The 4874-nt window shown below is 69.9% G+C and carries 4 protein-coding genes; 2 read left to right on the top strand and 2 right to left on the bottom strand.

The features are described 5' to 3' along the window. Positions 1 to 227: 227 nt before the first annotated feature. Positions 228 to 1472 carry an adenosine deaminase gene (locus AOK08_RS40580; RefSeq protein WP_079054569.1) on the bottom strand — a complete coding sequence of 415 codons (1245 nt, stop codon included), beginning with the start codon at positions 1470 to 1472 and terminating at the stop codon, positions 228 to 230. A gap of 147 nt (positions 1473 to 1619) precedes the next feature. Here AOK08_RS40580 and AOK08_RS40585 point away from each other — a divergent pair, with 147 nt between their 5' ends. Further along, positions 1620 to 2381, top strand: a complete 762-nt coding sequence (locus AOK08_RS40585; RefSeq protein ID WP_055535405.1) for a dienelactone hydrolase family protein — start codon at positions 1620 to 1622, stop codon at positions 2379 to 2381. 169 nt (positions 2382 to 2550) lie between these two features. On the opposite strand, the gene AOK08_RS40590 is transcribed toward AOK08_RS40585, so the two are convergent. After that, positions 2551 to 3504 carry a LysR family transcriptional regulator gene (locus AOK08_RS40590; protein ID WP_198539553.1) on the bottom strand — a complete coding sequence of 318 codons (954 nt, stop codon included), beginning with the start codon at positions 3502 to 3504 and terminating at the stop codon, positions 2551 to 2553. 63 nt (positions 3505 to 3567) lie between these two features. Between AOK08_RS40590 and AOK08_RS40595 the strand changes: the two genes are divergently transcribed. Beyond that, positions 3568 to 4854 carry an MFS transporter gene (locus tag AOK08_RS40595; protein ID WP_055535407.1) on the top strand — a complete coding sequence of 429 codons (1287 nt, stop codon included), beginning with the start codon at positions 3568 to 3570 and terminating at the stop codon, positions 4852 to 4854. The last annotated feature ends 20 nt before the right edge of the window (positions 4855 to 4874 follow it).

Below are 4874 nucleotides of genomic sequence, written 5' to 3' on the forward strand. Positions count from 1 at the left end.
GGCAGGGCCGGGGCGGCGTTGGCGGCACCCGCACCCGCCGCGGCGAAGGCGGCACCGAGAGCGGCGACACCGAGGGTCTTGGCAGCAGACTGCTTCATAGTGAGTGCGTCCTTGAAAGCGAGACGGGGATGTGAGCGGTCCACGACCGTAAACACGGGAAGCCACCCGCCGCAAACATCGAAAAGCGGCCGAGTCGCACCGACCCGACCGCTTCCCAGCCTCTCGGATCAGCTCTGATTCTCGACAGAACCGCTGGTGGAAGCGGTCTGACGGAACAGCCATTCGGATTTCAGCTCGGCATATCCGGGCTTGATGACGTCATTGATCATCGCCAGTCGTTCATCGAAAGGAATGAATGCTGACTTCATAGCATTGACAGAGAACCATTGCAGGTCGTCGAGCGTATAACCGAATGCGTCGACAAGATGCTCGAATTCTCGGCTCATCCCGGTCCCCGACATCAATCTGTTGTCGGTATTGACCGTCGCCCGGAAGTGCAGCTTGCGCAGCAGCCCGATGGGGTGCTCGGCGTAGGAGGCGGCTGCGCCGGTCTGGACGTTGGAGCTGGGACACAGCTCAAGAGGGATCCGCTTGTCCCGCACATAGGAAGCCAGGCGGCCGAGTGTCACCGTGCCGTCGTCCTGGACCTGGATGTCGTCGATGATGCGCACACCGTGGCCGAGCCGGTCGGCACCGCACCACTGGAGCGCCTGCCAGATGGAGGGGAGCCCGAAGGCCTCACCGGCGTGGATGGTGAAGTGGTTGTTCTCGCGCTTGAGGTACTCGAACGCGTCGAGGTGCCGGGTGGGCGGGAAGCCCGCCTCGGCACCGGCGATGTCGAAGCCGACGACACCCAGATCGCGGTACCGGTTCGCCAGCTCGGCGATCTCCAGGGAGCGGGCCGCGTGCCGCATCGCGGTGAGCAGGGCGCCGACCCGGATCCGGTGCCCGTTCTCCCGGGCCAGCCGCTCACCTTCCCGGAAGCCCTCGTTGACGGCCTCGACGACCTCTTCGAGGGTCAGCCCGCCTTCGAGGTGCTGCTCGGGCGCGTACCGCACCTCGGCGTAGACGACGCCGTCCTCGGCGAGATCCTCGGCGCACTCGGCGGCGACCCGGACGAGGGCGTCCCGGGTCTGCATGACGGCGCAGGTGTGGGCGAAGGTCTCCAAGTACCGCTCCAGGGAACCGGAGTCGGCGGCGTCGCGGAACCAGGCACCGAGCTTGTCGGGGTCGGTCTGCGGCAGTTGGGCGTAGCCGGTGTCGCGCGCCAGGTCGACGATCGTGCCGGGGCGCAGGCCGCCGTCGAGATGGTCGTGCAGCAGGACCTTGGGGGCGCGGCGGATCTGGTCGGGGCTGGGACCGGGACTCGGAGCGTTCGGAGCGGTGGGGGCGATGGGGACACTAGGGGTGGACGCGCTCCGGGCCGTCGTACGGCTCGGCGTCCGATCACTCGGGTCACTCTGGCTCGTCATTTCCGCACTCTAACTCCTACGCGCGTAGATGCCTCCCGCTGCCACCTGTCTATTTTTCCCTGTTCTCGGCCTGTACGTATCCGTCGATATGTAACGGTGACCGCGAGGACGGGTCGCGTACACCCGCGCTTCTGACACTGTTCTGTCATGGCACACCAAGTTTCGCCGGTACGACAGGCCCGGCTCGGAAGGGCGCTGGGCCCGGAGCCGACGTCGGTCAGCGGCGCGGTCCTGCTGCTTCCGGGCGGTGACGAGGTATCGGACCGCAGACCGTCCCCCATACTGGCGACCGCCTCCGTAAGGACGTTGGGCCGCCGGCTCGCCCGCGCCGGCCGTTCGGACGGGCTGGCCGTCCATGTCGTCCACTACCGCTCCCGTGGCTGGAACGGCAGCGAGGCGCAGCTCGCGCACGACACGCGTTGGGCCGTCGACGAGGTCGTACGACGGTACGGCGACGTCTCCGTGTGCCTCGCCGGCGTCGACATGGGCGGCCGGGCGGCGCTGCGCGCGGCGGACCACGAGGCCGTCAACTCCGTACTGGCGCTGGCGCCCTGGCTGCCCGAGGATGATGTCGCGGCGCCGCCGGAGCCGGTACGGCAACTGACCGGGCGGCGGGTGATGATCGTGCACGGCACGAACGACCAACGGACCGATCCCGAACTGTCGTTCCGGTTCGCGGCGCGCGCGAAGAAGGCGAACCGGGACATCTGCCGGTTCGAAGTGCACGCGGACGGGCACGGGTTGCATCAGTACCGGCAGGAAGTGCACGCGCTGGCGGAGGACTTCGTGATGGGGGTGCTGTTCGGGCGGGGGTTTTCGCGGCCGGTGCGCGATGCGTTGATGGCTCCGCCGCCTTTGGGGTTGAGGATGCCGTTGGCTGCGGGGTTCGGGCGGTCGTTGCGGCGGTAGGTGTTGGGGCGGTTGAGGTTGTGTTCGGGGTGCGGGTGAGTGGGGGCTGGTCGCGCAGTTCCCCGCGCCCCTGGAGGTGGGGGGTTGCCGCCGCAACTCGGGTGCGGGTTGGGTGTGGCTGGTCGCGCGGTTCCTCGCGCCCCTAAAGGCTAAGAGCAGGGGGTTGGCCTCAGCCGGACAGCAGATTGCCCTTTCTGGCCAGGAGGAATTTCTTGAAGGCCGCCACTGGCGGAGTGTCCGGGTGTCCGTCGAGCCAGGCGACGCCGATCTCGCGTGCCGCTCGTGGCGAAGTGACCGTCAGTTCCGCCACTCCGGGGCGGGGGACGGCCGGCGGCGGGAGCAGGGCGACCCCCAGCCCAGCCGCCACCAGACCCCGTAGCGTCTCCGCCTCCTCGCCCTCGAAGGCGATGCGGGGACGGAAGCCGGCCTGCTCACACAGGTCGTCGGTGATGCGGCGAAGGCCGTAGCCGGGTTCCAGGGTGACGAAGGTTTCGTCGGCCGCTTCGGCCAGGCGGACGCGTCTGCGGGTGGCGAGCCGGTGGTCGGCTGGGACGACGAGACGGAGTTTCTGCTCGTCGAGGCGGCGGGCGACCAGGTCGGGGGCGTCGGGAACGGGCGAGGTCAGGCAGAGATCGAGCTCCCCGGAACGCAACCCCTCGATCATGGCCTCGCCGTAGTTCTGTACGAGGGTGAAGCGGACGCGGGGATGGTCGGCGCGGAAGGCGTGCAGCAGACCGGGGACGGTCTCGGCGCCCATGGTGTGCAGGAAGCCGAAGGCGACCTTGCCAGTGGCGGGATCGGCGTCGGCGCGTACCTCGTCGGCGGCCCGCTCGATCTCACCGAGGGCCCGCTCGACGGAGACGAGGAACTTACGCCCGGCGGGAGTGAGGGAGACGCTCCGCCCCCGGCGGGCGAACAGCTCCACCCCCAGATCCTGCTCAAGGCGGACCATCGCGCGGGAGAGCGTCGACTGCGGGACCTGCATCTCCTGGGCGGCGCGGGTGACGTGCTCGGTGCGGGCGACCCCGGCGAAGTAGGACAGGCGTGGGGCGAGCGCGGTGACGATGTCTTCTGTGTCACTGGACGGTGACAGGCGGGCGGCTGACCTCTGCTGATGCACCATGGGAACGATTATGACGTTTCCGTGCATTGGACGGATGAACGGGACCGTACGTAGTTTCGAGGCATGCCTGCTGCCAGTACCGGGGCGGCCACGACCGTGGCCGCCGCCTCTCGCCCACTCCCCGCCCGCCCCGCCCTCCCCGCCGCCGATTCCCGTATGGCCCCGGGTGGGCCCGGCTACCGGCGGATGAGCTTCGCGCTCTTCCTCGCGGGCGTCGCGACCTTCGCGCTCCTCTACTCCACGCAGGCGCTGCTGCCGCTGATCTCCGGCGAGTTCGGGGTGCCGGCGAGCGACGCGAGCTGGACGGTGTCGGCGGCGACGGGCGGGCTGGCCCTGTTCGTCCTCCCGATGAGCGCGCTGTCGGAACGGTTCGGTCGGCGTACGGTGATGACGGCGTCGCTGGTGGTGGCGGTGACGGTCGGGCTGCTGGTCCCCTTCGCTCCCTCCCTCGGCGCGCTGGTCGCACTGCGGGCGGTTCAGGGCGCGGCGCTGGCCGGACTGCCGGCATCGGCGACGGCATACCTGGCCGAGGAGGTCCGCCCCAAGGCACTGATCACGGCGATCGGCCTGTTCGTGGCCGGCAACAGCGTGGGCGGGATGAGCGGCCGGGTCATCACGGGCTGGGTCGCGCAGGAATGGGGCTGGCGGGCCGCGATCGGCGTGATCGGTGTGGTGGCGGTGGCCTGCGCGCTGGCCTTCCGGCTGCTGCTCCCCGCTCCCCGCCACTTCCGTACGGGCTCACTGCGCCCCCGGGTCCTGGCACGCACGGTCCGCACACACCTGGCGAACCCGCTCCTCCGACGCCTGTACGCGATCGGCGCGCTGTTCATGACGGTGTTCGGCGGGGTGTACACGGTGATCGGCTACCGCCTGACGGAGGCCCCGTTCGGCCTGCCGCAGGGTGTGGTCGGCTCGGTCTTCCTGGTGTACCTGGTGGGCACGGTGTCGGCGTCGACGGCCGGGAAGCTGGTGGGCCGCCTGGGCCGACGGGGCGCCCTGTACCTGGCCGGCGGCACGACGACGACGGGACTTCTCCTCTCCCTGTCGGACTCCCTGGGGCTGGTCCTGCTGGGCCTGGTCCTGATCACGGCGGGCTTCTTCGCGGGGCACGCGGTGGCGTCGTCGGCGGTGAGCCACACGGCGAAGGAGGGCAGGGCGCAGGCGTCGGCCCTGTACCAGTCGGCGTACTACATCGGCTCCAGCGCAGGCAGCACACTGGGCGCGGTGGCGTTCCACGCGGGCGGCTGGTCGGGAACCGTGGGGATGGGGTTGCTGGCGGTGGCGGGGGTTGTGACGGTCACGGTGATGGGGTCGCGGGCGGCGCGGAGTGTTCGGGTGGCGGCGGCTTGACCGGGGGCACGGTTTCCCAC

The sequence above is a fragment of the Streptomyces graminilatus genome (assembly GCF_001418565.1).
In the GTDB taxonomy this organism is placed as follows: Bacteria; Actinomycetota; Actinomycetes; order Streptomycetales; family Streptomycetaceae; genus Streptomyces; species Streptomyces graminilatus.

Bases quoted from the DNA above. Each gene is read 5' to 3' on its own strand.
- AOK08_RS40585 (WP_055535405.1), top strand. From the start codon at position 1,620: ATGGCACACCAAGTTTCGCCGGTACGACAGGCCCGGCTCGGAAGGGCG.
- AOK08_RS40590 (WP_198539553.1), bottom strand. From the start codon at position 3,504: ATGGTGCATCAGCAGAGGTCAGCCGCCCGCCTGTCACCGTCCAGTGAC.
- AOK08_RS40580 (WP_079054569.1), bottom strand. From the start codon at position 1,472: ATGACGAGCCAGAGTGACCCGAGTGATCGGACGCCGAGCCGTACGACG.
- AOK08_RS40595 (WP_055535407.1), top strand. From the start codon at position 3,568: ATGCCTGCTGCCAGTACCGGGGCGGCCACGACCGTGGCCGCCGCCTCT.